This is a genomic window from Candidatus Latescibacterota bacterium (genome assembly GCA_020633725.1).
GTDB lineage: Bacteria > Krumholzibacteriota > Krumholzibacteriia > JACNKJ01 > JACNKJ01 > VGXI01.
Genome location: JACKDC010000001.1, coordinates 875,333 through 901,658 on the forward strand (window position 1 = coordinate 875,333; position 26,326 = coordinate 901,658).

At 72.9% G+C, this 26,326-nt stretch carries 22 protein-coding genes; 7 read left to right on the forward strand and 15 right to left on the reverse strand.

What is annotated here, in order from left to right; all coding sequences use genetic code 11:
- Positions 1-44: 44 nt before the first annotated feature.
- Genes H6693_03855 through H6693_03865 form a run of 3 tightly spaced genes read right to left on the reverse strand, consistent with a single transcriptional unit; the run spans position 45 to position 5,258 of the window.
- Entirely contained in the window at positions 45-935 is an 891-nt protein-coding gene (locus H6693_03855) for a hypothetical protein (GenBank protein MCB9515305.1), read from the reverse strand.
- Positions 932-4,126 (reverse strand): UvrD-helicase domain-containing protein, encoded by a 3,195-nt coding sequence (locus tag H6693_03860; protein ID MCB9515306.1) that lies wholly within the window; start codon positions 4,124-4,126, stop codon positions 932-934. The genes H6693_03855 and H6693_03860 overlap by 4 nt, the downstream gene beginning before the upstream one ends.
- A gap of 28 nt (positions 4,127-4,154) precedes the next feature.
- Positions 4,155-5,258 carry a hypothetical protein gene (locus H6693_03865; protein MCB9515307.1) on the reverse strand — a complete coding sequence of 368 codons (1,104 nt, stop codon included), beginning with the start codon at positions 5,256-5,258 and terminating at the stop codon, positions 4,155-4,157.
- Positions 5,259-5,385: 127 nt separating this feature from the next.
- Between H6693_03865 and H6693_03870 the strand changes: the two genes are divergently transcribed.
- Entirely contained in the window at positions 5,386-5,994 is a 609-nt protein-coding gene (locus tag H6693_03870) for a TrmH family RNA methyltransferase (GenBank protein MCB9515308.1), read from the forward strand.
- Here the strand turns inward: H6693_03870 and H6693_03875 are convergent.
- Positions 5,991-7,040, reverse strand: coding sequence for a hypothetical protein (locus tag H6693_03875; protein ID MCB9515309.1), 1,050 nt, complete (start codon positions 7,038-7,040; stop codon positions 5,991-5,993). The genes H6693_03870 and H6693_03875 overlap by 4 nt on opposite strands.
- A 228-nt stretch (positions 7,041-7,268) precedes the next feature.
- Between H6693_03875 and H6693_03880 the strand changes: the two genes are divergently transcribed.
- On the forward strand, positions 7,269-7,838 hold the full coding sequence (locus tag H6693_03880) for an NTP transferase domain-containing protein (protein MCB9515310.1): 570 nt from the start codon (positions 7,269-7,271) through the stop codon (positions 7,836-7,838).
- Here H6693_03880 and xth read toward each other — a convergent pair.
- Complete coding sequence (gene xth, locus H6693_03885; GenBank protein MCB9515311.1) at positions 7,835-8,611, reverse strand: exodeoxyribonuclease III; 777 nt, start codon at positions 8,609-8,611, stop codon at positions 7,835-7,837. The genes H6693_03880 and xth overlap by 4 nt on opposite strands.
- A 116-nt stretch (positions 8,612-8,727) precedes the next feature.
- Here xth and H6693_03890 point away from each other — a divergent pair, with 116 nt between their 5' ends.
- On the forward strand, positions 8,728-11,364 hold the full coding sequence (locus tag H6693_03890) for a transglutaminase domain-containing protein (GenBank protein ID MCB9515312.1): 2,637 nt from the start codon (positions 8,728-8,730) through the stop codon (positions 11,362-11,364).
- Here the strand turns inward: H6693_03890 and H6693_03895 are convergent.
- Positions 11,361-11,891, reverse strand: a complete 531-nt coding sequence (locus H6693_03895) for an NYN domain-containing protein (protein ID MCB9515313.1) — start codon at positions 11,889-11,891, stop codon at positions 11,361-11,363. The two genes, H6693_03890 and H6693_03895, sit on opposite strands and share 4 nt — an antisense overlap.
- Positions 11,888-12,271, reverse strand: coding sequence for a holo-ACP synthase (acpS, locus tag H6693_03900; protein ID MCB9515314.1), 384 nt, complete (start codon positions 12,269-12,271; stop codon positions 11,888-11,890). Before acpS ends, H6693_03895 begins: the two co-directional genes overlap by 4 nt.
- Positions 12,272-12,354: 83 nt before the next feature.
- Here acpS and H6693_03905 point away from each other — a divergent pair, with 83 nt between their 5' ends.
- Positions 12,355-14,790 carry a glycosyltransferase gene (locus tag H6693_03905; protein ID MCB9515315.1) on the forward strand — a complete coding sequence of 812 codons (2,436 nt, stop codon included), beginning with the start codon at positions 12,355-12,357 and terminating at the stop codon, positions 14,788-14,790.
- On the forward strand, positions 14,787-16,037 hold the full coding sequence (locus tag H6693_03910) for a glycosyltransferase family 4 protein (GenBank protein ID MCB9515316.1): 1,251 nt from the start codon (positions 14,787-14,789) through the stop codon (positions 16,035-16,037). The genes H6693_03905 and H6693_03910 overlap by 4 nt, the downstream gene beginning before the upstream one ends.
- On the opposite strand, the gene H6693_03915 is transcribed toward H6693_03910, so the two are convergent.
- From H6693_03915 to H6693_03935, 5 genes are read right to left on the reverse strand one after another with little or no spacing between them, the layout of a single operon-like run.
- Positions 16,034-17,518: a leucyl aminopeptidase gene (locus H6693_03915; protein MCB9515317.1), complete on the reverse strand. Its 1,485-nt coding sequence runs from the start codon at positions 17,516-17,518 to the stop codon at positions 16,034-16,036. The genes H6693_03910 and H6693_03915 overlap by 4 nt on opposite strands.
- Positions 17,515-17,895: a molybdenum cofactor biosynthesis protein MoaE gene (locus H6693_03920; protein MCB9515318.1), complete on the reverse strand. Its 381-nt coding sequence runs from the start codon at positions 17,893-17,895 to the stop codon at positions 17,515-17,517. The genes H6693_03915 and H6693_03920 overlap by 4 nt, the downstream gene beginning before the upstream one ends.
- A gap of 28 nt (positions 17,896-17,923) precedes the next feature.
- The gene (locus tag H6693_03925) at positions 17,924-18,181 is read right to left on the reverse strand and encodes a MoaD/ThiS family protein (GenBank protein ID MCB9515319.1); all 258 of its coding nucleotides are present in this window, start codon (positions 18,179-18,181) and stop codon (positions 17,924-17,926) included.
- Positions 18,178-20,049, reverse strand: coding sequence for a cytochrome c biogenesis protein CcsA (gene ccsA, locus H6693_03930; GenBank protein ID MCB9515320.1), 1,872 nt, complete (start codon positions 20,047-20,049; stop codon positions 18,178-18,180). The genes H6693_03925 and ccsA overlap by 4 nt, the downstream gene beginning before the upstream one ends.
- Positions 20,046-21,755 (reverse strand): cytochrome c biogenesis protein ResB, encoded by a 1,710-nt coding sequence (locus tag H6693_03935; GenBank protein MCB9515321.1) that lies wholly within the window; start codon positions 21,753-21,755, stop codon positions 20,046-20,048. The genes ccsA and H6693_03935 overlap by 4 nt, the downstream gene beginning before the upstream one ends.
- A 146-nt stretch (positions 21,756-21,901) precedes the next feature.
- Here H6693_03935 and H6693_03940 point away from each other — a divergent pair, with 146 nt between their 5' ends.
- On the forward strand, positions 21,902-22,558 hold the full coding sequence (locus tag H6693_03940; GenBank protein ID MCB9515322.1) for a methyltransferase: 657 nt from the start codon (positions 21,902-21,904) through the stop codon (positions 22,556-22,558).
- On the opposite strand, the gene H6693_03945 is transcribed toward H6693_03940, so the two are convergent.
- A complete protein-coding gene (locus tag H6693_03945; protein ID MCB9515323.1) occupies positions 22,555-23,397 on the reverse strand; it encodes an inositol monophosphatase in 843 nt (280 codons plus the stop codon). The two genes, H6693_03940 and H6693_03945, sit on opposite strands and share 4 nt — an antisense overlap.
- Before the next feature lie 92 nt (positions 23,398-23,489).
- Here H6693_03945 and H6693_03950 point away from each other — a divergent pair, with 92 nt between their 5' ends.
- Positions 23,490-24,362 carry an MBL fold metallo-hydrolase gene (locus H6693_03950; protein ID MCB9515324.1) on the forward strand — a complete coding sequence of 291 codons (873 nt, stop codon included), beginning with the start codon at positions 23,490-23,492 and terminating at the stop codon, positions 24,360-24,362.
- On the opposite strand, the gene H6693_03955 is transcribed toward H6693_03950, so the two are convergent.
- Positions 24,359-25,423, reverse strand: a complete 1,065-nt coding sequence (locus tag H6693_03955; GenBank protein MCB9515325.1) for a hypothetical protein — start codon at positions 25,421-25,423, stop codon at positions 24,359-24,361. The two genes, H6693_03950 and H6693_03955, sit on opposite strands and share 4 nt — an antisense overlap.
- A 60-nt stretch (positions 25,424-25,483) precedes the next feature.
- Positions 25,484-26,305, reverse strand: coding sequence for a tetratricopeptide repeat protein (locus H6693_03960; protein ID MCB9515326.1), 822 nt, complete (start codon positions 26,303-26,305; stop codon positions 25,484-25,486).
- Between the last annotated feature and the right edge of the window lie 21 nt (positions 26,306-26,326).

Below are 26,326 nucleotides of genomic sequence, written 5' to 3' on the forward strand. Positions count from 1 at the left end.
GCCGCGCTTGTGTGCTTTGCGCGAACGCCCCCGCCGCCAGCGCCTCAGCGCAGCCAGATCACCCGCGCCAGGGCCGCGTGATCGCCGTCCTGCCAGCGGCGCTCGGCCGCGCCCAGCGCGTCGGTCTCCCCTCGCGACGCCCCCGCCGCCGCCAGCGGCAGCCCGTCCGGCGCGAAGGGTCCGCTGTGGCGCAGGAGCGGCAGGCTGTCCAGCGCGGCGGGCGGCACCGCCTCGGCAACGACGGGCCCCGGACCGAGGCCGACGAGCAACGCGAGGCCGTCCGCGCAGTCCCAGGCCAGACCCTCGGCCAGCAGCCGGTCGAGGACGCTCTCCACCCCCAGCACCGCGCCGCCGGCCCCCGCGCGGCGGAACTCCAGCCAGTCCTTCTCCAGCAGCAGATCGTCGCGCTCCACCCAGCGCGCCTGGGCGTCCAGCCAGGGCGGCGCCGCGAGCAGCGCGGAGTCGGAGGCCAGCGCGAACCAGTCGCCCCAGAGCCGCAGGGCGAGGCCGTCCTGGAGCGCGCGCAGGCCGTCGCCGCCCTCCGCGACCCGGGACGCGCCGCGCAGCCGCACCCGGGGGCCGGCCAGGAGCCAGCCGCGCGGCGAGCGCGCGCAGAGCCACTCTCCCAGCAGCGGGTGCAGGGTCACGAGCGTGTCGGCCAGGGCGTCCACCGGCGCGCCCCAGGCGTGGGCGCGTTCGAGGAAGAGTGCCGGCGCCTCGGGCCAGAGCCGCGGCGGCACGCGGCGCAGGGCGGGCCGCTGCAGGCACCAGGCGTCGCTGTCGGCGGGGAGCAGGGCGAGCAGGGTCGGCGCCTCGACGCGGCGGTGCTGGCGCTGACGGGCGAGCGGCACCACCACGGCCCGCAGCACCACCACCAGCAGGACGAGCGCCGCCAGCACCCGCAGCGCGCGCAGAAGCAGCCGGCGCGGCGTCATGGGCTGGCTCCGTCGGCCGCGCCCAGCGGCGCGAGGAAGCGGCTCGGCGACTGCTGGAAGCCGCCGCGCGAACCCACGCGCGTGAGCGTGAGCGCGCGCGCGGCGCGGGTCATGGCCACGTAGAGCAGGCGGCGCTCCTCGGCCAGTTCTTCCGGATCGCCGGAGCGCAGCGCGTAGAAGCCGGGCAGCACGTTCTCCTCGAGCCCGGTGATGTAGACGCGCTCGAACTCCAGGCCCTTGGCCGCGTGGATCGTCATCAGCTGGACGGCATTGCCCCCGCCGGCGAGGTCGGGCCCCGTGTAGAGCGCGAGGAAGTCCAGGAAGGCGGCGAGCGAGTCGCCGAGGAAGAGCTCGTCGAAGCGCGGCACCAGCGAGAGGAAGCGCTCCTCCTCGCTGCGCAGCCCGGTGAAGAGGTCGGGGGCCTCGCCTTCGAGCCCGGCCGCCGCGAGCAGCTGCGCCTCGAGCGACTGCCGCGCCTCGCCGTCCAGCTCCAGCCGGTCCAGCCAGGGGTTGCCACCGGCGAGGAGGCGGCGCACGCCGGCCTGGAAGAGCGTGGCGGCATCGCCGCCGGGGGCGAGTCCCCCGCTCTGCCCCGCGAGCTGCAGGGCCAGCGCGGCCGGGGCCAGGGCTTCCCGCCCGGCGCGGCGCCGCAGCGCGGCGAGGTGCTCGTCCTGCAGATGGCCCAGCACCTCGAGCAGGCAGCGGCAGTCGTCCAGCGCGCGGTGACGCGCCGTGGCCGTCACGCCGTAGCGCGCGATCAGCGAGCCCAGGTCGTTCTTCGCCCCGGGGTGGAGACGGCGCGCGAGGGCGACGCTGTCGAAGAGGGCGTTGCGCGGGGGCGCGAGCCCCTGCTCGCGCGCCACGCGGCGAAGCACGGGAAAGTCGAAGGCGGCCCCGTTGTGGGCCACCAGGTCGTGCTCGCCGAGGAAGGTGAGGAAGTCGGGCAGCACGTGGCCGAGCGGCGGGGCGTCGGCCACCGTCCGCGCGTCGATGCCGTGGACGGCCGTGGACGCCGCCGGGATCGGGCCCACGGGCTTCACCAGCGCCTCGAACTGCGCCGTCGGCCTGCCCCCCTCGACGCGGATCGCCGCCAGCTCGATCACCTCGCAACTGGCCGTGTCCACCCCCGTCGTTTCCAGGTCGAAGAGCACGAAGTCCCGCAGCGGCCGGTGCTCCGCTCCCCGCCAGAGCTGATAGAGCCGGAAGGCCAGCAGGGCCCAGGGCGCGCCGGTGGCGGCGGGGCCGCCCTCCAGCGCGAGGCGGTCGCCCTCGGCCACCAGGCGCAGGCCCGCGCTCGGCGTCGCCGCGTCCGCCGCTGGGTTCGCCACCGCGAGGCACTGCGCATGCCAGGGTTCCAGCCCGGCGCGCAGCATCTCGGTGAGCACCTGCGCCGCGGCGGGCGAGCCGGGGACGTCCACGCGCACGGGACGCCCCCTGCGCAGCGCCTCGCGCAGGGCGGCGAGCAGGGCCGCGAGACCGGGCACCGCCGCGGGATCGCCGGGGAGCTCCTCCTCGTCGGGATCGGCGAACTCCAGCAGGATCTCGCGCACGAGCTGGCTCAGGCTGCGGCCGGACTGCCCCGCGCGCAGGTTGCCAAGCCGTGCGACCACGCCCTCGAGCAGCCAGGGCAGGCGCGAGAGGTGGACCATGCGTTCGGCCCCGGCCTCCAGGTGACGTCGCCGCGCCACCGGGTCGGCCGCCGTCTCGGCCTCGGGCGCCGGGCCCTCCAGCGCGGCGCCGAGCGCGAGGCCGTCGGGGAAGGTCGCGTCCCAGGCGGCGAGCCAGGCGCTGTCGTCCCCGGGCGCGGCGGCCAGACGCTCCTGGAAGCGCTGCCAGGCGCGGCGGCGTTCGCGCAGCAGCGACCCGCCGCGCAGCACGCGATCGACGGCGGCGCGCAGGGAGTCGCCGCTGCCGCGCGCCACCTGGCGCAGCAGGGCGTAGGAGCCCTCGTCCAGCTGCGCGGCGAGCAGCGTGGAGAGGGCCTCGTCGTCGCCGCCGTGACGCAGCAGACGCAGCACCGCCACCGTGCGGCGGATGCGTTCCTGGGCCAGCAGCGCGCGCCCGGCCACGAGCTCCACGGGCACGCGCTCGGCCATGAGCCGGGTCTCCAGGTACTCGCCGATGCTGTGCTTGGGGTAGAGGATCGCGATGTCCCCCCAGCCGAGATGGCGGTCGCGCGCGCGCGCGCGGCGCATGTCGGCCACGAGGAAGTCCGCCTCCTCCTGTTCGCTGGCAAAGGCCTCGAGGCGCAGGCTGCCCTCGCCGCCCGCCCGGCTGACGAGCGTGTGGCCCGCCTCCCCACCGGCGCCCAGCACCGCCTGCGCGCCGGCGAGGATCGCCTCGCGGTTGCGGTAGTTCTCCTCGAGGTGCACCTCGTGCGGGGCGTAGTCGGCGCGATAGCGCTCCACGTTGCGCCGGTCCGCGCCGCGCCAGGCGTAGATGGACTGCTGATCGTCCGCCACGACGAAGCTGCTCGCCGCGGGCGGCGCCAGGAGGCGCAGCAGGCGGTACTGCAGCGCGTCGGTGTCCTGGAACTCGTCGACGAGCACGCGCGGCCAGCGCTCGCGCGTCTCGGCGAGCAGCGGCGCGTCCGACTCCAGGAGGACGCGGGCGAGATCGAGGATGTCGTCGAAGTCGATCGCCCGCTCCTCGCGCAGCAGGCGCTGGTACTCGGCGAAGAACTCGCGCTGCAGGCCGCTGAGCAGCTCCGGATCGCGGGCGACGCGGTAGGCGCCGAAGCGCCCCAGCATGGCACGCAGCTCGCGTTCCTCCGGCGGACGCGCCGACACGCCCAGTCGGTTCCACGCCCGCTCCAGCGTGCGCAGCTGGCGGGGTTCGTCGGCAACGCTGAAGTCCGGCGGGATCTCGCCGTGGCCCGCGCGCCGGCGCAGCAGTTCGAGGCAGAAGTGGTGAAAGGTGCCGGTGCGCACGCCGCCCGCCGACTCGCCGAGGTAGCGCGCGAGCCGCTCCACCATGACCCGCGCCGCCTTGCGGGTGAAGGTGAGCGTCAGGATCTGCGCGGGCGCCACGCCCGCCGCGCTCACGAGGTAGACGACGCGGTTGACGAGCGTGCGGGTCTTGCCCGTCCCCGGACCGGCGAGCACGAGGCAGTGCGGCGCGGCGCTGAAGACCGCCTCGCGCTGCCGCGCGTTGAGCTCGCGCTCGAGTTCCTGCCAGGGGTTCACGCTCATGAGTCGGCCTCGATCCGCGGCGCCGCGATCAGTTCAGCGGGGCGGCCAGCCCCACGGGCAGGCTGGAGAGCCCCAGGCCCACGAGGATACGCTCCTCGTGGTCCATCACCAGGAAAAAACTCGGGCTGAGCGAGCCCAGGCGCAGCACGCCGGGGTAGAGGTTGAGCCGCGCGCGGTAGCGCTTGGTGGCCGCCAGGATCACCGAGGCGAGCAGCGAGCCCTCGCGGTCCACCCAGACGCCGCCCACCAGGGCCAGGTCGACGCCGCGGGTGTCGTCGTCGAGCTCGAGCAGGTCCTTGGCCTTCAGCCCCGCGCCTGCCGACCAGGACAGCCCCGAGTCGCTGCGCCGCGACAGGCCGAACTCGCCGTGGGTGCCGAAGTGGTAGAACAGGCTCCAGCGCTCGCTGCCCGGCAGCGGGTACTTGAACGCGAAGTTCTGGCCGTTGTTCTGGATCGTCCAGTCCTTGGGCGCGATCGCCGGCTGGAAGGACCAGTCCTCCATGTTCAGCGTCTCGGCGAAGAAGCGCGCCACGCGATCCGAGCTGAACAGCAGGCAGCTCAGCGGATCGAACAGGTAGAGATCGGCGACGGGATCGGTGGTCCAGCCCTCCTGGCTCTCCAGCTCCACCACCTCGTTCAGCACGTGATACGCGGTGATGGACCCCAGCGCCCAGAGCCGCGGCCGGCCATAGCCGTGCCAGCGGTACCACTCGGCCATCAGCCGGTAGCTCATGCCGCCGCCGATGAGGTGCTGCGTGTAGTTCGGCCAGTAGCGCGCCTCGGTCGTGTTGGTGCTGAAGGGCACCACTTCCTTGAGAAAGAAGTTCTTCCAGCCCTCGTCCTCGATCGCGGTCACGGGATGCGCCAGGTTGCGGCGCAGGCCGCGCCAGTTGCCCTCGTAGTCCACGTCCACCACCGAGGCGCTGCGGTTGTCGAGTTGCATGATGCCGTAGCCGCTGTTGATGACCATCCGCAGCGGCTGGACCATGGCCTCGCTGCCGTAGTCCCGTCCGTGGTAGAAGTAGTAGGGCGCCTCGCCGGGGGACGGCTCGCCCCCGCTCGCGCCCGCCGCGCGGGCCAGTCCCATCGCCGCCAGGGCCGCCAGCCCCGCGATTCGTCTCCATGCGCGCACGCGCCTCGCTCCTTCGCCTCGCCGGGCACCGCGCCCGAAGCGGGAAGGTGTAGCAGTCCCGCGTCCCGCGGGCAAGGCGGCATCGCTCCGCTTGCGCCGTCCGGGGCGCGCGACTAGAGTGGCGCCCATGGAACACGATCCCCTGCACGCGATGTGGCGCGATCGCCCGGTGGATCCGGGAGGCCCGCGCACGCCGGTGGCCGCCTTGCTGGACAACATCCGCAGCGCCCACAACGTGGGCGACATCTTCCGCAGCGCCGACGCGCTGCGCCTCGAGCGCCTCTACCTCGCGGGGATCAGCGCCTTCCCCCCCAACGGCAAGCTGGCCAAGACCGCCCTCGGCACCACGGCGAGCGTGCCGTGGACCCACGACCTGCGCGTCTTCGACGCCGTCGCCCGGGCGCGGGAGGCCGGCTTCGCGCTGGTGGCCGTGGAGCGGACGCCCGCGAGCGAGAGCGCCTTCGCCTGGGACGGTCCCGCGCGCTGCTGCTTCGTCTTCGGTCACGAGGTGCTGGGGGTGGATCGCGAGCTGCTGCGCCAGGCGGACGCGGTGCTGCACCTGCCCATGCTCGGCGTGAAGAACAGCCTCAACGTGGCGTCGAGCGCCGCCGCCCTCCTCTACCAGCACTGCGCGCGCCACCGGCTGCTCCCCGACGGCGCGCCGCAGCTCTCCGACAGCTATCTGCCCGACCGCCGCGAGGGCGGACCCGGCGCGGACGGCGACGCGGGCGACTAGGGCGTCTCGTCGAAGTAGTAGGGCCACTCCTGGCCGGGCGTGTTCGGCGGCAGGATGAGGGAGGCGCGGCTGTCGCCGCTCAGGGGCGGCTCGCCGTAGGCGAGGCCGACGCTGGCGCCGCGCTCGCGGGCCAGCAGCGCGGCTCGGCGCAGGTTGGTGAGCCCGTGGCCGGAGGCGGTCACCGTCCAGTCGCCCCACTGCCCGGTCTCGCCGACGCCGTAGACCTGCAGCAGGTCGCCCGCGCGGACGTAGCGCCGCTCGTCGACGCCCGGCACCTCCAGGCGATCCCAGCTCTCGTTGTTGGGCGAGCCCACGTCCTCGGCGAAACGGCGCACGTCGTCCAGGCTCCGCGCGGTGCCGTTGACGACCACGACGCCGTCCGGACCGCAGTAGTCGCGCACCAGATCCCGCGCGCCGCGCTCGATGTCGAGGATGCGCTGATGGTTCCAGCCCGCCGGCGACTCGCGCCATCCGGGGCCGCCGTCCATGGGGCCCCAGACGACGTCCCTGTCCTCGGGTGCGCCGTCCCACCAGTCGCGGTCGTAGCTGAAGTCGTCGAGGAACACGCCCGCCACCTGGCTGCCGTGCTCGACGAGGAAGCTCTCGATCCAGTGCAGGAAGTCCGCCACGTGGGCGTTGTCGAAGCGGTAGCAGTAGGCCCCGCCCAGCACGATCTCCGGCTCGCCGATCTCGCCCGGCGCCGGCTGCCACTCCGGCCAGTTGCGCGTGCTGTCCGTGTAGCAGCTCTTCGCCCAGGGGTCGAAGTAGAGCAGGGCCCGCGAGCGGTGCGCGGGCAACAGGTCGTCGAAGACCTGGGCCTCGACGATGAGCAGATCGAAGGCGGCGAGCGTCGACTGGTCCACGCCCGCGAGCGCGTTGCCGTAGAGCAGCACGTGGGTGTCGTACTGGGGCGTCGGCTCCTGGTCGGCGCCGAGCGGCTGCTCGATGTCCTCCACACCCGTCACGCTGCACGCCGCGAGGGACAGCAGCAGTCCCGCCGCGAGGGCGAGACGGGGAAGCCAGACACGGCACCGGGTGGGGATCATCAACACGCTCCACAGTGCGGAAGACCACGGCTCAGGAAGCAATCTGAACGCTCGGAAGCAGGCGTGCAAGCGAAACGCCACGGGCGCCGCGGGATGCGCCTCCTAAGCCATGCCCCTACAAGCACCTAGGAGCCGCCATTCCTTCGAAATCGATGTCCCCGTGCATCCTGCCCACCCCGCACGATCCTCGCGCTTGTCCCTGCAACGCCCGGCGGCTAGGCTGCCGCCATGGCCCGCACGCTTCCCGGTCCTCCCTCCTGCACCGCCGCGATCCTCTGCGGCGGCGCGGCGAGGCGCATGGGACGCGACAAGGCGGCACTCGCCCACCCCGCCGGCGGAACGCTGCTCGCGCGGACGGTGGCGCTGGGCCTCGCGAGCTGCGCCTCCGCGCTGCTGCTCAGCGGCGACGGCCGCCGCTACGGCGGACTGGGACTCGAGGAACTCGCGGACGCGCAGCCGGGCTGCGGGCCCCTGGGCGGCCTGGTGGCGGCGCTGCGCGCGACGCGCGGCCCCGTGCTGCTGCTGCCGGTGGATCTGCCGGGCCTCGCGCTCGTCCACCTGCAGGCGCTGCTGGCCCGGCCGGGCGGGGCCGCGACCGCCGTCTGGGTCGCCGCGGGCGACGACGGCCTCCACCCCACGCTCTCGCTGTGGACGCCCGCCTGCCTTGCGCCCGCCGAGGCCGCCCTGGCCGCCGGCCACCTGGCGCTGCACGCGCTCGTGCGCGCGCTGCCGCATCGACGGGTGACGCTGCCGGCCGCGGCGCTCGTCAACTGGAACGCGCCGGCGGACTGCCGCTAGCCCGTCTTCAGCGCGATGCCCAGCGGGCAGTGGTCGCTGCCCATGACCTCGGGACGGATCCAGGCGTCGTCCAGGCGCTCGGCGAGCGCCTGGTTCAGGTAGAAGTAGTCGATGCGCCAGCCGATGTTCCGGAGCCGCGCGCCCGTGCGCATGGACCACCAGGTGTAGGCGTCGGACTTGTCGCCGTGCACGGCGCGGAAGCTGTCCACCCAGCCGTCGGCGAGGAAGCCGTCGATCCAGGCGCGCTCCTCGGGCAGGAAGCCGCTGATCTTCTCGTTCTCCTTGGGCCGGGCGAGGTCGATCTCGCGGTGCGCGGTGTTGACGTCCCCGCAGATGACCACGTGGCGACCCTTCTTCACCTGCGCGTTCACGTGCTTCTGGAAGGCCGCGTAGAAGTCCATCTTGTAGGCGAGGCGCTCGTCGCTGGCCTTGCCGTTGGGGAAGTAGACGTTGTAGAGCAGGAAGTCGCCGTGGTCGGTGACGAGCGTGCGGCCCTCGTCGTCGAAGCGCTTCGTGCCGAAGCCCACGGTCACGGACCGGGGCGCGGCGCTCTCGCGCGCGTAGGTCACCACGCCGCTGTAGCCCTTGCGCTCGGCGGAGGCCCAGTGGGCGACCCAGCCCTTGGGCGCGGTGAGGTCCGCGTCGAGCTGGTCGGGGCTGGCCTTGGTCTCCTGCAGGCAGACGACGTCCAGGCTCGACTCCCAGATCCAGTCCAGCGCGCCCTTGCGCTGCACGGCGCGAATGCCGTTGACGTTCCAGCTGGCGAGTTCCATCGGGCCTCCTTGCAGGGTGGAGGGCGACCGTAACAGAGCGCCGGGGCACGGACAAGCGTCTCGCCTGCCGTGCGCCGGTCCGCTACACTGGGCCGACCCGCTTCCGGGAGGTTGTCGTGCGCCGTTCGCTGCTCATCGTCCTGCTGCTCGCCGCCCTGCCGCTCCGCGCGAGCGCCGAACCCACCCTCGCGGAGCGGGTGGACGCCACCCTCGCCCGCCACCTCGACGGCGCCCGCATCGCCGCCTGGCTGGACACGCTGCCCCAGGACTCCCTCGAGCGCGAGGCCGCCAACTGGATCCTCGCCTGGCTGCCGCTCTCGGACTGCGCCGCGCTCGACCTGCCGCTCCTGCGCGAACATGTGGAGCTGGCAGCCACGACCCATAGTGACGCGATCCCCCACGCGCTCTGGCTGCACTACGTGGTGCCCCATCGCGTGAGCCAGGAGCCGGCCCAGCCCTGGCGTGCGCGCTTCCGCGCGGAACTGCTGCCGCGGCTCGAGGGGGCGCGCGACATGGAGGACGTGGCGCTGGCCGTCAATCGCTGGTGCCGCGAACAGGCCACCTTCACCCCCACCAGCGGGCGCGACATGGGCCCGCTCGGCACGGTGGAGCGCGGCGTGGGCCGCTGCGAAGAGGAGATGATCCTCACCATCTGCGCCCTGCGCGCCGCCGGTCTCCCCGCGCGCAGCTGCTCGACCCCCTACTGGACCTTCACCGACAACAACCACGCCTGGGTGGAGGTCTGGGCCGACGGACGCTGGCACTACCTCGGCGGCTGCGAGCCCGACCGCTGCCTCGATCGCGCCTGGTTCACCGGGCCCGCCAGCCGCGCCGGCTTCGTGCGCTCCACCGGCTACGGCGAGTTCGATCCCGCGCCCGAGCCGCTGTATCGCCGCGCGGACGGCGCCACGGCCATCAACTCCACCGCCGTCTACGGCACGCCCTTCACGCTGCGCGCCTCGCTCTCACCCGGCCTCGCCGCGACGCTCGAAGTCGCGGAGCGCGACGATCCCCCGCTCAACGTCAACGTGCTGAACTTCGGCAACCTGCGCGGCCTCGCCCGCATGGACAGCGGCGATGCGCTGGCGCTGGGCCCCGGCGAGTACGCCCTGACGGCCGGCAGCGACTCGGCGCTCTACCTGCGCGTCGTGAGCGGTCGCCCCGGCGAGCGCGTGGACGTCACCCTGGGCGAGGAGGACCGCTACGACCTCGACGCCGCCCCCGGCTTCTGGCTGCGCTATCCCGAGGGCGACGCCACCCCCGCCCGCGACGAGAACCGCGTCACCCCGATGCAAGAGGGCGGCATGAACCGCGCCGTTCGCGCCCACGCCGCCGACCGCGCGAAGCTCCGCGCGCTCGACGCGGACGAGCAGGCGCAGGTGGACGCCCTGCCGCCGGCCCAGCGCGCGCGCTTCACCGCGCTGCTGGCGACGCCCTTCCCCCGCGCCAGCGCGCTGACCACACTGCTCGCGGCGGCCGGCGACTCGCTCGCCCGGGAGGACCTGCTCGCCTGGCTGGAGGCCTGCGACGACAAGGATCTCTTCGAGCTGTCGCCCGGGCAGATCGCCGCCGAGCTGGCCGCGGGCCGCGCGGTGCGCCGGCGTCTCGAGGCCGTGGGGCTCACCCTTCCCGACTCGCTCTACCGGCAGGCCGTGCTGCCCGACCGCCTGCACTACGAACCCGCCACCGACTGGCGCGCGGCGCTCCCGCTGCTGCCCCTCGCGGCCGACGCGCCCGCCAGCCTCGACGCACTGCTCGCCGCCTTCGCCGCGCGTACGACGTCCGTCGAGGCCACCTACCACGGCGCGCCGCTGAGCCCCGACCAGTGCTGGCGGCTCGGTCTCGGCACCGACGCCGACCTGCGCGTCGCCCTCGTGGGTCTGGCCCGCCGCAACGGCTGGCCCGCGCGCGTTCGCAACGGCCGCGCCGAGGTCTGGCTCGACGGCTGGATCGGCGTGGACCCGTCCACGGGCACGCGCGTCGAGGAGGGCGCGCCGGGCGCGGCGGCCACCGGGCGCCTCGACCTCGCGGTCACCTGGGGCGGCGCGCCGTATCCCGCCGCCGAGTCCTACCGGCACTTCAACGTCGCGCGGCTCGAGGACGGCGCCTTCAGCTCGCCGTGGTGGGAGCCCGTGCTCGGCGAGCAGGACTGGGACGCCGGCGACTTCGTCTTCAGCAGCGCGAACCGCGTGCCCGGCGGCAGCGTCTACGGGCGCCTGCGCCGCTTCCATGTGAGCCCTGATTCGCTGACGACGGTGAGCCTGCCCTTGGACATCGGGCCCGGCTGGGAGCCGGGCGAGGCCTTCGTGAACGTGGACGAGCCGCAGCGGCTGCTCGACCGCCTGGCGGGCGGGCTACTCCCCCCAGTCGAACCGGGGCCCGACTGCCTGCTCTTCATCTTCGCCCCCGGCGAGCCGGCCACGCGCATGATCGAGGCGCTGGGTCACGTCCGCCATCGCCTCCGCGGTCGTGGCGTGGCGCTCGTCTTCGCCGCCAGCAGCGAGGCGGCGCCCACCGATCTCCTGGAAGCGGCCGGCTTCGGAAGCACAGACTGCACCGACTGTTTCCCCGTTCACTTCTCGAAGGACTTCATGGAGACGCAGGCTGTAGCTCAGGGACAGCCCTGGCCCGATCTGCCCATCGTCATGCTCAAGCTGAACGGGGAATTCCGCTACTGCCGCTCGGGCTTCGACACGGCCGTGGACCAGCATCTGAACCTCGTGCTGGACCTGGAGGAGGCGGCGGCGCGCTAGGATTCGGGGTCTGGATCGTCGCCCTTGAGGGTGTCGAAGCGGCGTTTGGGTTCGCCGGAGGCGCCGCCGCCGAAGGCGTCGAGCCAGAAGTCGACCTCTTCGGGCGACACGGAGTCCGGCTTCTCGGGCTCGGCAGGCTCCGGGGGCGCGTCGTCCCCCGCCAGGGCGCGCAGCAACGAGGCGGCAGACTGCACGGAGGCGCCCAGGGCGCGGGCGCGGCGGCCGATGTCCTTCTCGTCGCTGCTCACCACCGTCACCGCGTCGGGATGACGATGCCGCTCCAGCGCCTCCACGATCCAGCTGTCGGCGTGCGGTGCGTAGATCACGTCGATCGGTCCCGGCGCCTTTGCCCGTCCCCCGCGCGGCCCGTCGAAGACCACGGTCCAGCGCTCGCCGCTGCGGAAGACCAGCGGCGCCAGGAGGCGCAGGAAGCGCCGCCGGGCGCCCTCGGGATCCGACTCCAGCCGCGCCACCAGCTCCGGCAGCAGGTGCATCACGTTGAAGCCGTCGACCCAGCGCTCCTTCACGGCGCGCCCTCCAGCAGCACCTGCGCGACGGAGAGCTCCGGCAGATCGCTCAGGCTGACGTGCACGCGCGTCACGCCGCGCTCGGCCGCCAGCGCCGCTGCGCGGCCGGCGAGGTGGAGCGTCGGCTTGCCGAGAGCGTCGCGGCGCAGTTCGATGTCCTGCCAGGACAGGCCGTCGGCGAGGCCCGTGCCCAGCGCCTTGAGAAAGGCCTCCTTGGCGGCGAAGCGACTTGCGTAGTGGGGCCAGGGGTCGCGGGCGCGCGCGCAGTCGGCGCGCTCCGCGGGCGTGAAGAGCCGCGCGAGGAAGCGCTCGCCGCGTCGGGCCCAGGCCTGGCGCAGACGCGCGGGCGGGGCGAGATCGATGCCGATGCCGAGGATCACCCGCCCATGCTAGTCGCTGGACGCGAAACTGGCAAGCCGGGTCGCGCTTGCCGCCCTGCGGGCGCGGTGCTACCCTGCCGCGCGTGAAAATCCTCGTTCTCAGCCACATGTACCCGCAGCCGGGGCGCGAGCACTACGGCGTCTTCGTCCACGAAGGCCTGCTGGCGTTGCGCGCGCGCGGGCACGAGATCGAGGTGATCGCTCCCCTGCCCCACACGCCGCCGGGGCTCGCCTGGCTGAGCGGCGAGTGGCGACGGCTCGCGCGCATCCCCGCCCGGCGCAGCTTCGAGGGCATCACCCTCCGCCATCCGCGCTACCTGCTGCTGCCCCGACGCCTGGGCTTCGCGGGGGCCAGCGCGCGGATGGCGCGGGCCGTGGAACCGCTGCTGGAGGGACTTCGCGGCCGTTTCGATCTGCTCCACGCCCATGCCGGCGTGCCCGACGGCGCGGCCGCGCGGCGACTCGCCGCCACGCTGGGACTCCCCTACGTGGTCACGAGCCACGGCTCGGACGTGCTGCGCGCCCCGCGCTGGGCGGCCGCCGTGCACGACACGCTCCACGACGCGTTCGCCGACGCGACCGCCGTGATCTTTCCGAGCAGCGCCGCGCTGCGGCGCGCCGGCGCGCGCGGTCTGCCCGTGGATCGCGGCGCGGTGGTCGCCAACGGCTTTCGGCGGGACCTCTTCCTCGCCGCCGCGCCGCTCCCGCTGCGCGAGGATCCGCTGCAGGTGATCTGCGTGGCGAACCTCGTGCCGAGCAAGAACGTGGACCGCCTGATCGAGGCCATGGCCCGCGTGGCCACGTCCGGGCTCGCGCTGCGCCTGCACGTGGTGGGCGATGGTCCGCAGGCGCCGGCGCTTCGCCATCAAGCGGAAGCCGCGGGCCTCGCCGTGGCCTGGAGCCCCGCCCTGACGCGGGAGGAGCTGGCGGCGGCGCTGCGAGCCGCGGACATCTTCGCGCTGCCGGCCACCGGCGAGTCCTTCGGGATCGTCTACCTCGAGGCCATGGCGGCGGGGTTGCCGGTGATCGCGCCGGCGGGCGAAGGCATCGCGGACGTCATCGCGCCGGAGCGCGACGGGCTGCTCCTCCCCGACGTCGAGGTCGACACGCTCGCCGCCGCCCTGCGGCGGCTGGCCGCCGACCCCGAACTGCGCGGTCGGATCGGCGAAGCTGCGCGGGAACGCGCGCGCGAGATGGACTGGGAAGCGCACGCGGAGCGGCTGGAAGCGATCTATGCCGGGGTGCTGGAGGGCGCGGCGCGGTCCGCGCCTCGAGGACGCGTGCTGCACCTCCTCTACAACAGCGAGCCCGACCACAACGGCTACGCCATCCGGAGCCGCTACATCCTGCAGGGGCAGCGCGACCTCGGCTGGCAGGTGTCGGCGACCACGGGGCCCTTCCAGGGCGCGCGCTGGAGCGAGGGCAGCCGGGAGAGTCGGGAGGGCATCCTCTACCACCGCCTGCGCCTGCCGGGCACGGATCGGCGGCGCGGACGCCTGGGCTGGCGGCGCTTCCTCGTCTTCGCGCAGAAGGCGGTGCTCGACCGGTTGCTGGCCGGACGGGTGGCGGCCATCCTGCGCGACGCGCGCCCGGCGCTGCTCCACGCCCACTCGCCCGCGTTCAACCTGAACCTGGCGCGTCGCGCCGCGCGGCGCGCCGGGGTCCCCGCCCTCCCCGTGGTCTACGAGGTCCGCGGACTCACGGAGGAAACCGAGTCGCTGGTGGGGAACACGCGTTCAGGCGGCTGGCTCTACCGCAAGAAGCGCCGCGTCGAGGAGCGCGCGATGGCGGCCGCGGACGCCGTGGTCACGCTGGGCGAGGGGATGCGTGCGGACTTCGTCGCGCGGGGCATCCCCTCCGACCGGCTCTTCCTGATGCCCAACGGCGTCGACACCCAGGCACTGCAGCCGGTGGCGCCCGATCCCGCGCGGGCTCGCGGGCTGGGCCTCACGCCCGGGCACGTGCTGGGCTTCGTTGGCAGCATGGGCCGACTCGAGGGACTGCCGTGGCTCGTGGAGCAGCTCGCGGCGCTGCCCGAGCCCTGGCGACTCCTGCTCATCGGTGACGGACAGGACCGTCCCCGCCTCCTCGCGCTGGCGCGGGAGCTGGGCGTCGAGGACCGGATCCTGGCGCCGGGCTCGGTTCCGCACGCCGAGGTCGCCGACTGGTACGCGCTGCTGGATTTCGTGGTGCTGCCCCGCCTCAGCCTGCGCGTCACGGAGCTCGTCACGCCGCTGAAGCCGCTGGAGGCCATGGCGGCGGAGCGGGTCGTCCTCGCCAGCGACATCGGCGGGCACCGCGAGCTCGTGCTGCCGGGCGTGAACGGCCTGCTCTTCTCCCGCGACGACGCCGCCGCATTTCGCGCCACGCTCGAGGCGCTGGCGGCCGACCCGGCCAGGCGCCAGGCGCTGGCGGCCTCCGCCCGGCGCTGGGTGGAGGCAGAGCGCGACTGGCGTCGCCTGCTGGAGGGCTACGCGCAGGTCTACGCCGCCGCGGCCGCCCGCGCGGCGCAGCGATGAGGCGCGCCCGCAGCGGTCTGGGCGTCGTGCTGCTGTCGCAGTACTTCCACCCCGAGGTGGGCGCCACGCAGACCCGCGCCCGCGAGCTGGCCCGCGCCTTCGCGCGCGCCGGCCATCGCGTCACCGTGATCTGCGAGGTCCCCAACCACCCGCACGGCGTGATCCCGCCCGAGTACCGCGGCAAGCGCTTCGTCTGGGAGACGCTGGACGGCTACCGCGTCCTCCGCGTCTGGGTGGCGGCGAGCCCGGTGAAGACCTTCCGCACGCGCCTCGCCTTCTACCTGAGCTACATGGTGATGGCCACGCTGGCGGCCTTCCGTCGCCTGGGTCCGGTGGACCTGGTCGTGGCCACCAGCCCGCCGCTGCCCGTGGCCATGGCCGGCTGGGCGCTGTCCGCGCTGCGGCGCGCGCGCTTCGTGATGGACGTGCGCGACCTGTGGCCGGACGCCGCCGTCGCGCTGGGCGAGCTCAGCCGCCCCTGGATGATCCGCGCCGCGGCGCGCGTGGAGCGCTTCCTCTACCGGCGCGCGCTGCTCATCCCCGCGGTGACGCGCGGCTTCCTGGACGCCATCGCGGCCAAGGGCATCGCGCGCGACAAGCTCACCTGGGCGCCCAACGGCACGCTGCCCGCGATCTTCCACGACGGCCCCCGCGACCCGGCGCTGCGCGAGACGCTGGGCCTCGGCGACCGCTTCACGGTGACCTTCGCGGGGCTCTTCGGCATCGCCCAGGGGATGGACTTCCTGCTGGACCTGGCGGCCAGCTATCGCGAGGACCCGGGGATCGTCTTCCTGTTCGTCGGCGACGGCCCGCTGCGCGCCCGGCTCCAGGCGCGCGTGGCGGCGGAGGGGCTGGCGGACCGGGTGGTCCTGCACCCGCAGGTGCCGCTGGAGGCCGTCACGCCGGTGCTGAACGCGTCGGACCTGCTGCTGGTGCCGCTGAAGGCGGATCCCGTCTTCGCGACCTTCATCCCGAGCAAGCTCTTCGACTTCCTCGCCTGCCGTCCGCCCGTGCTGCTGGGCGTGGCCGGCGAGGCCGCCGCGCTGCTGGCCGAGAGCGGCGGCGGACTGGCCGCGGCGCCCGAGGATCTCGCGAGCTATCGCGACGCGATCGCGCGCCTGCGCGACGACCCCGCGGCCGCGCGCGCCATGGGCGAAGCGGGACAGCGTTTCGTGCTGCCCCGCTTCGATCGGGCCGCGGTGATGGACGGCCTGGTGGCCGCCATCGTGGCGAAGCTGGCGCGCTAGCTGCCGAAGCCCTCGATGAAGTCCATCAGCAGGCGCACGCCGAAGCCGTTGCCGCCCTTGGGCGTGATGTCGCGCTCCTTGCCGGTCCAGGCCGTTCCGGCGATGTCCAGGTGAATCCACGGCGAGTGATCCGCGAAGCGCTGCAGCAGCTTGGCCGCCGCGATGGCCCCGCCGTAGCGGCCGCCGGTGTTGCACATGTCCGCCACGTCGCTCTTGATGAGCTCCTCGTACTCGGCGTACATCGGCAGCGGCCAGACCCGCTCGCCGCTGCGGTCGCCGCTCTCGCGCAGGTCGGCCACGAAGGCCTCGCCGGCGTCGTTGGCCATGAGCCCGGCCGCCTCGTGCGCGAGGGCCACCACGCAGGCGCCGGTCAGCGTGGCCAGGTCGATCAAGAGATCTGGCGCGAAGTCCTTCGCGTAGTCGAGGGCGTCTGACAGGATCACGCGCCCCTCGGCGTCGGTGTTCTTGATCTCGATGGACAGCCCGCTGCGCGTCACCACGATGTCCCCGGGCCGGTAGGAACGGCCGTCGGGCATGTTCTCCACCGTGGGGACGAGCCCCACCACCTTCACCGGCAGATCCAGCTCGGCCAGCGCGCGGAAGACGCCGAGCACCGCGGCGGCGCCGCCCATGTCGTACTTCATCTCCTCCATCAGCGCCGCGGGCTTGATGCTGATTCCGCCCGTGTCGAAGGTGACGCCCTTGCCCACCAGCGCCAGCGTCCGCCCCGCCGGCACCTTGCCCGTGGGCGCGTACTCGAGGACGATCAGCTTGCTCTCCTCCGCGCTGCCGGCCCCCACCGCGAGGATGGCCCGGCAGTTCTCGGCCTCCAGCTCCGGCTCGCCGAGAACGCGGCAGCGGATGCGTCCGCCGGACTCGGCGGCGATGGCCGTGGCGGCCGCCGCGAGATGGCTCGGCGTGACCGCGTTGCCCGGGCCGTTCATCAGGTCGCGGGCGAGCGACGCCCCCCGGGCGTGGCACTCCGCGCGGGACAGGGCCGCGATGGCCGCGGCGACGTCGTCGCCCGGCGCGGGCACGAGCGTGGCCGACGCGAGGTGCTTGGCCTTGGCGTCCTCGCTCTGCAGGTAGCGGTCGTAGCGGTAGCCGGAGAGCAGCAGCCCGGTGGCGAGCTCGCCGACGCGGGCACCCGCAGGCAGAACGCAGGTCGCCGACTCCGCGCCGAGCCCCGCCAGCGTCACCTGCGCGGCGGCGCCCGCGGCGCGCCAGGCGCGGCCGTTCACCTTGGCCTTCTCGCCGAGCCCCACCAGGAGCCAGCGGCGGCTGCCGCTGTCGTCGTAGAGCAGGCTCGTCGCGCCGAGCTTGCCGGTGAAGTCGCCCAGCGCGCGCAGCGCGGCCGCGCGGGCCAGGATGGGCAGATCGCGTCCGGCGGCGTCGATGCCGTCCTCCACGCTGCCGAAGAGCACCACGTTGTCCTGGCGCGCCGGGTCGGCGGCGGCGTCCACCCTGAGTGTCATCGTCACGTCTCGCTCCTCTCGTCCAGGGTCAGGTCGCGCTTCCAGATGGGAACGCTCCGCTTGAGTCGGTCCACGAAGTCCGCGGCGGCCGCGAAGGCCTCGCGCCGGTGCGGCGCGCCCACGGCCAGGGCCAGGGAGACGACGCCCACGTCCAGCCGCCCCACGCGATGCGCGCAGGCGACGGCCAGCGGGCCGTGCGCCGCGCGAAGGGCGTCGGCGAGGGCGGCCATCTGCCGCGTCGCCATGGCGGGGTAGGCCTCGTAGTCCAGGGCGACGACGTCGCCCTCGGCGCGCACCACGCCCAGGAAGACGGCCACGGCGCCGTGGCCGGGGCCGCTCACCGCGGCGATCAGGGGCTCGAGGTCCAGCGGCGCCTCGCCCACGTGGAAGTGGTCGCGGGGGACGTCCACGCTAACCCCCCGAGACCGGGGGGAAGAAGGCCACCTCGTCGCCCGGGGCGAGCGGGTGGTCGTCGTCGGCGTAGTCGAGGTTCACGGCCCCGAGACGCGCGGCCGCCAGGGGCGCCAGATCGGGCCACTCGGCGCAGAGCTGGGCCCAGAGCGCGCCGAGACGAAGGCCGGGCGGGCAGGGCCTTACAAGGGACTCGGCGCCCACCGCGTCGCGGTAGGCGCCGAAGAGCTTGACGGTCAGCTGCGGGCCCGTGCTCACGCAGGCGCCCCGGTCCGCCAGTGACGATTGCGGTCCACCAGCCAGGAGGCCAGCACGAGGACCAGCGCGCCGATGACGGCGTAGATCACCCAGGTGGGCACCTTGGTCGCGTCGCCCGCGGCGTAGGAGTGCAGGCCCACGAGGAAGTAGTTCACGCCGAAGTAGGTCATGATCACGGCCGACAGCGAGAGGAAGCTCGCCGTGGCCATGGTCCAGGGGCCGTCCACGCCGCGGATGAAGCGCATGTGGGTGACGGCGCTGTAGACGAGGATCGTCACCAGGCTCCAGGTCTCCTTGGCGTCCCAGCCCCAGTAGCGTCCCCAGGACTCGTTGGCCCAGACGCCGCCGAGCAGGGTGCCCACGCTGAGCAGGCCGAGGCCCGTGACGAGCACGTACCAGTGCATGCGGTGCAGCTGGCCGATGGCGCCCTGCACGGTGTCGCGGCCCGGCCCCTTGAAGAGGTAGAGCACCAGGATCGTCATGGCCATCAGCCCCGACAGGCCGAGGAAGCCGTAGCTGCTGGTGATGATCGTCACGTGGATGTTGAGCCAGTAGCTCGCCAGCACGGGCACCAGCGGCCCGATGGCCGGATCGAAGGTGGACAGCAGCGACACCGAGAGCACGATGGCCGTGAGCAGCGAGCCCAGGCTGGCGATCAGGGCGTGGCGGTCCTTCAGCTCGAACAGGAAGCCGGCGGTGCCCACCATCAGGCTGATCCAGATCAGCGACTCGTAGCCGTTGCTCACCGGCGCGCGCCCCGAGGCGACCCAGCGCAGCACGAAGGACGACACGTGGATCAGCAGCGTGCCCCAGTAGACCAGCGAGCCGATGAGGTAGAGCGGGTGCTTGAGCGTGTAGGCGCGGCCCTGCCGGCGCGCCAGGCTGAGCACGTAGGCCGAGAGCATCAGCGCCCAGGCCAGGAAGTAGTAGGGGATGATCTTCACGAAGGGCTGGTAGTCGTTGAGCACCAGCTCGGCCTTGAGGGCCCGGTCGTGGACGCTGACCTCGTGCCCGTACTTGTCCTGCAGCGCGCCCACCAGGGTCGCGGCGGCGCGGATCTCGCCGTCGTCGCCGGCGGCCAGCGCGGAGAAGAGGGTCTGGTCCGCGCGCTGGAACTCCGCGAAGCGCGGATCCATGCGCATGGCCTCGCTGAGACGGTCCATGGCCAGCCAGGTGTTCTTCTCGTCCTCGGGCTGCGGATAGATGCGCAGCGTGCTGCGCTGGAAGTTCATGAAGACCAGGTTGACGCGCTCGTCGAAGGAGAGCAGCTTGCGCTGCAGCTTGCTGCGGTCGCGGTCGGCCGTGCGCAGCGCCTCCTCGACCTCGTCGCCCAGCAGGTACTGGCCCTGGCCGTCGAGCAGGCTCGCGGGCGTGACGTACTTCGTCTCCTGCGACACGCCCAGGCGGTCCTTCAGGCCCGGGAAGCGGACCGCGATCACGGGCTGGTCGAACCAGTAGCGCGGGGAGATCATCCAGCTCAGGTAGAGATCCAGCGGTTCCCAGCCGTCGAAGTGGGTGCGCTTGGTGACCTTCATCACCATCTCGCGGCTGAGCGTGTCCAGGGGCTTCATGCGGCCCTGGAAGTCCTGCACGGTGAGCCGCCGGAGCGCTTCCCGGCTCTCCGCGGACAGGAAGTTCTTGGCCGGCGCCGCGGCGGGCATGTGGACGTGGCCGGCGTGCGCGTCCTCGGACGTCGCCTCCTGCTCCTGCGCCATGCCCGCGGCGCCTTCCATGCCCTGATCGGTGGCCTGCTGCCCCTCCTCCTCACCGCCGTACTGCGCCAGCGCCTGACCGGTGCCGAGGCCCGCCACGAGGAGCAGGGTCAGCAGCAGGGTCGGGAGCGAACGCCCAAGGGAGGTGCGACTCATGACTTCTCCTTCCGGGAACCGTTGCCTGACGCGCCGCGCGTCATCAGTCCCTTGAACAGGATCAACAGGAATCCGAGACCAATGAGAATGTAGCCGAAGTAGGTGGGCCACTTGCCGGGATCGTGGTTCACCGACAGCACCGTGCCGCGGTGGTCCGGGTCGTAGGACGACTGGAAGTGCTTGAAGCCCTTGTAGGTGAGCGGATGGTTCATGTAGATCCGCACCGGGCGGCCGTTGATGCCGGCGTCCTCGTCGTAGAGCTTCACGTGGCTCTCGTAGCTCGCGGGGTTGTTGCTGCCCGGATAGGTGAGCAGCAGGAAGTCGTCGAGCTCGACGCGGTAGGGAACGTCGATCATCCGCGGGCCGAAGCTGAGGTCGAAGTCCTTGCCGCCGAGGCTCACGCGCTGCGGCTCGCCCCGGCGCAGCACCTTCTCCACCTGCTCGCCGCCGGGGCCGCGCACCGCGACGCGCGCCGCCGCGGGCGAGTTCTCGTCGGCGCTCGCCGCGGGCTGCATCGCCGCGTGCTCGAAGAAGGCGGTGATCACGAGGCTGAAGTTGCCGGAGCGGTGCAGCGTCATCATCGCCGGGCTGAAGGTCTCGCCGCCCGGCTGCTCGTGGTCGGCCTGACCGCTGCCCATGTCCACCACTTCCAGGGGGAAGCTGGCGCGGGCCGCGAGCTTGCCGTCGGCCACGCCGAACTCGAGACGGCGCCCGTAGTCGTAGACGAGCGCCAGCTCGGCCATGGGCGTCTCGCTGCCGGGGTGGTCCATGCCGAAGTCGGGGAAGAAGGCGAAGAGCACGCGCTCGGCGGTGGCGCCGTCCGGGCCGGTGATCTCGACGCGCGCCATGGGGTTGTTCATGGCCGTGGGCTCGGGGCTGTCGTTGCGGCGCGCGTAGTCCGGGTGGAACTCCGTCACGCGCAGCGAATAGCCGGCCAGCTCGGCCGTGGCCGTGGCGTCGCGGCTCACCGGCAGCACGGCCACCTTGCCGGCCACGCGCGCGGTGATGCTTCCCAGCGGGGCGGTGGCGCCGGCCGGCGGCAGGGCGCCGTCGTGGAAGGTGATCTGGACGTCCCCGCTGCGGATGCTCTCGCCGCCCGTGAGGGTGCGGCGCTCCATGCCGTTCCCCCCGGCCACGGCGAAGTTGATCGCGGCCGGGCCGCTGTCGGACTCCATCAGCTGCTCGCTGAAGTGCGGCCAGAACTCCTTGACCTCGAGATGGTAGGTCTCGCCGCCGAGGGTGGCCTTGCCCGACGCGTGGGCGGGCCCTGCCTTCCAGAGCAGGACGGGGAAGCCGTCCATGCGGTCCCCGTCGATCAGCTCCACGTAGTCCTTGGTGGACTGGATGCTGCTGCTGGACGAGCCCTCGCGGATGTGCATCATCCCTTCGTAGCCGAAGAAGCGCGTGATGGCCGCGCTGATGAGGATGACGATCACGGAGATGTGGATCAGCACGAAGCCGTACTGGCTCGGCCGGTAGGGCCAGCGCGCCAGAAGCAGCGCGATGAGGTTGACGATCAGCAGGCCGATGGTCACCTCGAACCAGAGGGCGTTGTAGACCAGCGCGCGCGCCGCGGGCGTGCCGTAGGCGCTCTCGATGAAGGTGGCCACCCCGCTCGCCAGCGCGAAGACGAGGACGAGAAAGACCATCAGCTTGAGCGAGGCCAGGAGGCGAACGATCGGATTGGTTCGGAAGCGCGCGTTCATGGGTCCTTCCAGGTCGGGGAAATCGACCGGCGCCCCGCAGGGGCCGCAGGCCCCGCGGCAGCGGCGGCCGCGCTCAATTAAGCACAGCGCGGCGAGATTATCAACAGCAAGCGCCTACAGCACTTAGCAAGAGGAGTTCCCGCGTTGTGAATCCTTTCGACGCCCTCGAGTTGCGCCGGGCGCGGCTTCGTCTGCCAGGGTTTCCCACGCCGGTCCATCTTCACCGCCCGCCCTCGGTCGACGCGCTCCTGGAGCGCCTCGACCCCGCGGACCCCGACGCGGAGCAGCGCATCCCCTACTGGGCCGAACTGTGGCCAAGCGCGGTCGGACTCGCGGCCTGGCTGGCGGCGGGCGGCGGTCCCCGTCGCCCGGGGCGGGCCCTCGAGCTGGGCTGCGGGCTCGGTCTCGCCGGCCTCGTGGCCCTGCGCCTCGGCTGGGACCTGGAGCTCGCCGACCGCGATCCCGAGGCCTGCGCGGTCGCCGAGGCCAACCTGCGTCTCAACGGACTGGACCCGCGGCGCGTGCGCTGCCTGGACTGGAACGACCCGCCGCCCGTCCGCTACGACACCGTGCTCGGCGCGGACCTGCTCTACGAGCGCGCCTTTGCGGAGCCCCTGGTCCGCTGGCTCGACGCCGCCCTCAACGCCCGTGGGCGCGCGCTGCTCGTGGAGCCCGGCCGCGCCGTGGGGGCGGCCTGCGTGGACGCGCTCGCGGCCCGCTTCGCCGTGAGCGAACGCCGGCTGCGGGCGCGCGTGGACGATCGCTGGCGTCCCCTGCGCCTCGTCACCCTGCGCCGGCGCTAGGCGCCGCCGAAGAGCGCCGCCGGGGCGCGGTCGAAGGCGGGCGCGAGCTCGAGGAGCCCCAGCATCCAGTCGTGGACCCGCCCGCTGCTGGCGACGATCTGGTCGCCCGCCAGCGCGTCCACCGCGCCGCGGAAGTCGGTGACGCGGCCCCCCGCCGCGCGCACGAGGTAGATGCCGGCGGCCACGTCCCAGGGGTTGAGCCCCATCTCCCAGAAGCCGTCGAGGCGGCCGGCGGCCGTGAAGGCCAGATCCAGCGCCGCGCTGCCGGCCCGGCGCACGCCCCGGCTGGCGTGGAGGATCCGCTCCAGGTTGCCCAGGTTGACGTCCGCGCGGCCGTTGCCCTGCCGACGGTCGGCGAAGCCCGTGGCGAAGAGGCCGGTCTCGGGCGACCTGCGCGCGCTCACGGCCAGCGGGGCGTCGTCCGCCCAGGCGCGGCCGCCCCAGCCGTGGAAGGTCTCCCCCAGGCGCGGCGCGTGGATCACGCCCAGGACCGGCTCGCGACCCCGCACCAGGGCCACGGAGATGCAGAAGAAGGGGTGCTCGTGGGCGTAGTTGGTGGTGCCGTCCAGGGGGTCGACGATCCAGGTGAGCTCGCCCGCGCCGGGGCGGCGCAGGCCCTCCTCGCCGAGCTGGGCCGCCTCGGGCAGCAGGGCGTGGAGCAGCGCGGCCAGACGCGACTCGCTCTCCGTGTCCACGGCGGTCACCAGGTCGCTGTGGCCGCTCTTGGTGCGCAGGCTCGCGGGCGCCAGCGCCCCGTAGTGCTCGAGCTGGTAGTCCCCCACGGCGCGCACGCCGTCGAGGAGACGGCGGTGAAGGCTCTCGTTCCAGGGACCGCTCACGTCACCTCCTGCCCGTCCGGGCGCTTGCATGTGCAACGGGTTTGCATAAGCTAAGCGACAATCCCTCGCACGCCAACCACCGAAGGAGAACCATGGCCATCCAGCGACTCAGCACCCTCAGCGACGGCAGCTTCCGCCTCGACGGCGGCGCCATGTTCGGCGTCGTCCCCCGCGTGCTCTGGGAGCAGAACGACCCCGCCGACGACCAGAACCGCATCCTGCTGGGCCTCAACTGCCTGCTGGTGGAGGCGCCCGGCGTGGTGCTGCTGGTGGACACGGGCGTCGGCGACAAGGAGGGCGACGTCTTCGCCGACCAGTTCGCCCTCGAGCGCGAGCGCGACCTCTTCGACGCCCTCGCCGAGCGAGGCCTCGCGCGCGAGGACGTCACCCACGTGGTCAACACGCACCTGCACTTCGACCACTGCGGCGGCAACACGCGCCTCGACGCCGCCGGCCACGCCGAGCCCAGCTTCCCCAACGCGCGCTACGTGGTGCAGCGGGGCGAGTGGCTCGACGCCACCCAGCCCCACGAGCGCAGCCGGGCGAGCTACCTCGCGCGCAACTTCCTGCCCGTCCAGGAGGCGGGGCTGCTGGATCTCGTGGAGGGGGAGACGGAGCTGCTGCCCGGCATCACGCTGCTGCCCACGCCCGGGCACACGGCGCACCACCAGTCCCTGCTGCTGGACCTGCCCGGCGGGCGGCGCCTCCTCTACGCGGCCGATCTCATCCCCACCAGCAGCCACCTGCCGCTGCCCTGGATCATGAGCTACGACCTCTACCCCCTCGACACGCTGGAGACGAAGCGCGCGATCCTCGAGCGGCAGCGCGAGGAGGACTGGCTCCTCTACTTCGAGCACGAGCGCGAGTCGCCCAGCGGACGCCTGGACTGGGTGCCCACGAAAAAGGGAGAGCGGCCGGTGTTCCGGCCGCTCTCCCTGGCGGATCTCGTCGACGAGGCCGGTTAGACCTCGCTGAAGAAGAAGGGCCGGAGACAGTCGAGGCGCTCGACGGTCTCGTCAGGGTAGAAGTGCCACACGGCGGCCGCCGCGCTGCTCAGGAGGCTGTTGCCGTCCTGGGGCGTGAAGCAGTAGCCGGAGACCTCCCTGCCGTTCTCGCTGATGTGCAGCGTGGGCAGGGCGAAGACCGTCTGGTTGAGGATGCGCCCGTAGTGGCCGTGGTCGCGGCCGAAGGAGAACACGACGCCCGCGCTGGACTGGTTCGTGCGCGACAGGCGGTCGTTGCTCTTGATCTGCTCGACGATGGTCTCGCGGCTGGTGGGCCGGCGCAGCGTGAGCGCGAAGTGGATGATGTGCATGTACTGCGTGTTCATCTTCATCGCGCTGGAGAAGAGGTCCAGGTCCAGGCCCTTGGTCAGGTAGAGGTGATACGCGTCGCGCGCGTGGTGCGTGCCGAAGCGCGGATCGCCGTGCTTGCCCACCTCGGGCGCGGGGATGAAGCTGCCGGCCTGGCTGATGTCGTTCGCCCGCCGCAGGCAGTGGAAGCGGCCGCGCTCCAGGTTGTCGTCGCCGTGGGGCTCGAGCGCCACGGTCTGGATCACCGCCGAGATGTTGTGCGTGTTGCAGCTCACGACCTGCAGGAAGCGCTCCTCGCCGTGGCGCAGGGTCTCGTCGTTGATGCCGCGCGCGTAGGGCTTGCCGAAGCCGAACTCGCTGCCCTGGGCGACGAAGAGGCGGCGGCCGTCGTCGTACTTCGAGTAGACCGACTCCTTCATGCTGTTGCCGGAGGGCGTGCAGTCGATGATGACCTGCGCCCGCTCGATGGCGTCCTCCGACTCGTGGGAGGTCTCCAGGTCCATGGCCTGGAAGCCGGCGCGCGCGCCCTCGTCCACGCAGAGCTTGGCGCCCCGGCGGATGAGGTCCTTGATCTTGGGCTGGTCGAGCGGCGTGGGCGTGCGCTTGTGGAAGGTCACCTCGTCGATGCCCAGCTCCCGCTTGTGCTCCACCAGCAATCCGATCAGGGGCTCGCCGATGGTGCCCGTCCCGACCACGTGAACGACTCGCTTCATCACTCCTCCTCGCTAGGCTGGTTCTGGCCTCGCGGCCGTCCGCCCCCGCCGCGGGGCGGGCTACTCCGTGTTCTTCAGGTTGAGCCGGCGGCTCTTGCGCCCGTTCTTGTAGACGGTCTCGTCGAGCACGTCCTGCAGCAGTCCCGAGTTCTTGATCGCCTGCTTGGCGATGGCGGTGGTGCTGTCCACCGCGATGACCTTGCCCCACTCCGCGATCGCCTCGCGATAGATCGTCGCCTCCGCGAAGGCGACGCCCAGGTTGTAGTGGGCGTCCTGGCTGTCGGGATCCAGCGCGAGGGCCTGACGATAGTAGTCGATCGCCACGGCGTAGTCGCCCTTGTTGTAGTGGCTCGCGCCGATGTTGCAGAGCGTCGGCACGTGGTCGGGCTCCAGCTCGAGCGCCTTCTCGTACCACTGGATCGCCGAGCCGAAGTCCTCCTTCTCGTCGTAGAGCGAGCCCACGCTGCCCACGGCGCTGAGGAAGTTCGGGTCCTTGAGAGCGGCGTTCTCGTAGGCGAAGAGCGCGCTGTCGAGGTAGTTCACGCCCCCGCCGCTGCGCGCGTAGTCGTAGTAGGCGTCGCCGAGCAGCTTCGACGTGACCGGGTCCTCCGCGTCGGCCCGCAGGTCGGCCTTCACGGCCTCGATGCGCGCGGTGCCGTCCATGTCGGCGTAGTCCTCCCAGCGGGCCTTGGCGAGCAGGTCGGGCAGGTGGATGTCGTCCGGGTACTTCGCCCACAGCGCTTCGAGCTTGGCGACGCGCTCCGGCTGCGGCATGGCCTCCAGGGCGTCCAGTTCCGCCTGGGAGACTGCCCGGTTGCAGGCCGCCAGCCCCGAGACCAGGACCAGCGCCAGGGCGAGAACGAGAACAGTGCGATGTGACATGGCGACTCCTTCTGCGTTGCG

What these genes read in the sequence shown, in the direction of transcription:
- H6693_03855 (MCB9515305.1), bottom strand. Translation starts at nt 935, where the DNA reads ATGACGCCGCGCCGGCTGCTTCTGCGCGCGCTGCGGGTGCTGGCGGCG.
- H6693_03860 (MCB9515306.1), bottom strand. Translation starts at nt 4,126, where the DNA reads ATGAGCGTGAACCCCTGGCAGGAACTCGAGCGCGAGCTCAACGCGCGG.
- H6693_03870 (MCB9515308.1), top strand. Translation starts at nt 5,386, where the DNA reads ATGGAACACGATCCCCTGCACGCGATGTGGCGCGATCGCCCGGTGGAT.
- H6693_03875 (MCB9515309.1), bottom strand. Translation starts at nt 7,040, where the DNA reads ATGATCCCCACCCGGTGCCGTGTCTGGCTTCCCCGTCTCGCCCTCGCG.
- H6693_03880 (MCB9515310.1), top strand. Translation starts at nt 7,269, where the DNA reads ATGGCCCGCACGCTTCCCGGTCCTCCCTCCTGCACCGCCGCGATCCTC.
- xth (MCB9515311.1), bottom strand. Translation starts at nt 8,611, where the DNA reads ATGGAACTCGCCAGCTGGAACGTCAACGGCATTCGCGCCGTGCAGCGC.
- H6693_03910 (MCB9515316.1), top strand. Translation starts at nt 14,787, where the DNA reads ATGAGGCGCGCCCGCAGCGGTCTGGGCGTCGTGCTGCTGTCGCAGTAC.
- ccsA (MCB9515320.1), bottom strand. Translation starts at nt 20,049, where the DNA reads ATGAGTCGCACCTCCCTTGGGCGTTCGCTCCCGACCCTGCTGCTGACC.
- H6693_03935 (MCB9515321.1), bottom strand. Translation starts at nt 21,755, where the DNA reads ATGAACGCGCGCTTCCGAACCAATCCGATCGTTCGCCTCCTGGCCTCG.
- H6693_03950 (MCB9515324.1), top strand. Translation starts at nt 23,490, where the DNA reads ATGGCCATCCAGCGACTCAGCACCCTCAGCGACGGCAGCTTCCGCCTC.
- H6693_03955 (MCB9515325.1), bottom strand. Translation starts at nt 25,423, where the DNA reads ATGAAGCGAGTCGTTCACGTGGTCGGGACGGGCACCATCGGCGAGCCC.
- H6693_03960 (MCB9515326.1), bottom strand. Translation starts at nt 26,305, where the DNA reads ATGTCACATCGCACTGTTCTCGTTCTCGCCCTGGCGCTGGTCCTGGTC.